Origin of the sequence: Arthrobacter sp. 7Tela_A1 (genome assembly GCF_049311065.1) — a bacterium.
Lineage (GTDB): Bacteria > Actinomycetota > Actinomycetes > Actinomycetales > Micrococcaceae > Arthrobacter_B.
This window is the reverse complement of sequence record NZ_JAXIOO010000078.1, coordinates 1-2,331: the sequence shown is the minus strand read 5'-3', so window position 1 is coordinate 2,331 and position 2,331 is coordinate 1. Positions and strand designations below refer to the sequence as shown.

The 2,331-nt window shown below is 64.6% G+C and carries 2 protein-coding genes and 1 pseudogene; all 3 read right to left on the bottom strand.

Annotated features, from left to right (window positions below):
- Nucleotides 1-95: 95 nt before the first annotated feature.
- Nucleotides 96-1,778, bottom strand: coding sequence for an energy-dependent translational throttle protein EttA (gene ettA / locus TVB01_RS16570; RefSeq protein WP_422456997.1), 1,683 nt, complete (start codon nucleotides 1,776-1,778; stop codon nucleotides 96-98).
- A 112-nt stretch (nucleotides 1,779-1,890) separates the two neighbouring features.
- Complete coding sequence (locus TVB01_RS16565; RefSeq protein ID WP_422456998.1) at nucleotides 1,891-2,139, bottom strand: DUF6993 domain-containing protein; 249 nt, start codon at nucleotides 2,137-2,139, stop codon at nucleotides 1,891-1,893.
- Nucleotides 2,140-2,259: 120 nt separating this feature from the next.
- Nucleotides 2,260-2,331, bottom strand: a pseudogene (locus TVB01_RS16560) (TetR family transcriptional regulator); the annotation flags it as partial.

The following is a 2,331-nucleotide window of genomic DNA, read 5'->3' as shown; positions in this document are numbered from 1 at the left end:
CCGCACAACCCCCCCCCCCAATAATCCCGGGCGACCCCAAACGCGCCCTGCGGGTCGCCGGGGCGCTTTGGCGTGTCAGGCAGTTTCCGCTTGACCTAGTCGCGGGTCAGGCGCCGGTGGGTCACACGGTGCGGCTTGGCCGCGTCGGCGCCGAGGCGCTCGATCTTGTTCTGCTCGTAGGATTCGAAGTTGCCTTCGAACCAGTACCAGTTCGCCGGGTTTTCATCGGTGCCTTCCCACGCAAGGATGTGAGTGGCCACACGGTCGAGGAACCAGCGGTCGTGGGAGACGACGACGGCGCAGCCCGGGAACTCAAGCAGCGCGTTCTCGAGGCTGGACAGCGTCTCGACATCGAGGTCGTTGGTGGGCTCATCGAGCAGCAGCAGGTTTCCGCCCTGCTTCAGCGTCATGGCGAGATTGAGCCGGTTACGCTCACCGCCGGAGAGCACACCCGCCTTCTTCTGCTGGTCCGGACCCTTGAAGCCAAACGCCGAGACATAGGCGCGGGAAGGCATCTCGACCTGTCCGACCTGAATGAAGTCGTGGCCGTCGGACACAACTTCCCAGAGGGTTTTATTCGGATCGATGCCACCGCGGGACTGGTCCACGTAGGAGATCTTGACCGATTCACCGATCTTCAGTTCACCGCCGTCGAGGGGCTCCAAGCCAACGATGGTCTTGAAAAGGGTCGACTTGCCGACGCCGTTGGGCCCAATCACACCGACAATGCCGTTGCGCGGCAGGGAGAAGGACAATCCTTCGATCAGCTTGCGGCCGTCGAAGCCCTTCTCCAGGTTCTTCCCTTCCAGGACCAGGGAGCCCAGCCGGGGGCCGGCGGGAATCTGGATTTCTTCGAAGTCAAGCTTGCGTGTGCGCTCGGCTTCCGCTGCCATTTCCTCGTAGCGTGCCAGACGCGCCTTGGACTTGGTCTGGCGGCCCTTGGCGTTTGAACGGACCCAGTCGAGTTCGTCCGCAAGGCGCTTGGCCAGCTTCTGGTCCTTCTTGCCCTGGACCTCCAGGCGCGCGCGCTTCTTCTCCAGATAGGTGGAGTAGTTGCCCTCATAGGGGTAGAGGTGTCCGCGGTCCACTTCGGCAATCCATTCCGCCACGTGGTCCAGGAAGTAACGGTCGTGGGTCACGGCGAGTACTGCGCCGTGGTACGAGGAGAGGTGCTGCTCGAGCCACAGGACGCTTTCGGCGTCGAGGTGGTTGGTGGGCTCATCGAGCAGCAGCAGGTCCGGCTTCTGCAGCAGGAGCTTGCACAGGGCTACCCGGCGCCGTTCACCACCGGAGAGGACAGTGACGTCGGCGTCTGCCGGCGGGCACCGGAGGGCGTCCATGGCCTGCTCCAGCTGGGAATCGATGTCCCAGGCGTCAGCTGCATCAATTGCTTCCTGCAGCTTGCCCATTTCTTCGAGCAGTGAATCGAAGTCAGCGTCAGGCTGCGCCATCTCCTCGGAGATCTCGTTGAAACGCTGGATCTTCGCGTAGATCTCGCCAACGCCTTCCTGGACGTTGCCCAGGACGGTCTTCTCTTCATTCAGGGGCGGCTCCTGCAGCAGGATGCCGACGGTGTAGCCCGGGCTGAGCCGCGCCTCACCATTGGAGGGAGTGTCCAGCCCCGCCATGATCTTGAGGATGGTGGACTTACCCGCACCGTTAGGCCCCACCACGCCGATCTTGGCGCCGGGGTAGAAGGACATGCTTACGTCGTCGAGGATAACTTTGTCGCCAACGGCCTTTCGGGCCTTGGTCATCGTGTAGATAAATTCCGCCATGCTCTCAGGCTAGTGTGTCGACGCCACTATGTGCCATTTGACGGGAAGCGGACTGCGGAAGCGTGATTGCTGCGACGCCTGGCCGCGGCCGCGGCCCGGCCCGGCCACGGTCTCAGCGGTCATCTCCAAGCAGGCAGGCACCGTTGGCCAGCGCAGGCACCACGGTCACTGTGGCGGTGCCGCTTCGGATCTCTGCCAGCACGCAGTCCTCCCCCAGCGCTGCGGCGGAAACAATCGAATCAACAGCCAGTCCCGTGGGAGTGGAGTCCTGCGAAACTTCGACGACATCCGGGCTTAACCCGGCGGCAGCGTAGGCTGCCCGGACTTCGTCCCGGGACGGCGCAGGAACCTCTGCGGCCAACGCGGTGAGCTCCAGGCGGATGGCTTCTGCCTCTGCGGGAGCATCTTCTGCCGGGACCGGGCCGGGCGGCCCCCCCCCCCCCCCCCCCCGCCGGCGCGGGGGGGGGGCGCCCCCCCCCCCCCGCAGCAGGTCGCCCTTGGACGGAACATGGTGGTAGATCGCTGACTTGGTGATGCCCAGGTTCTCCGCGAG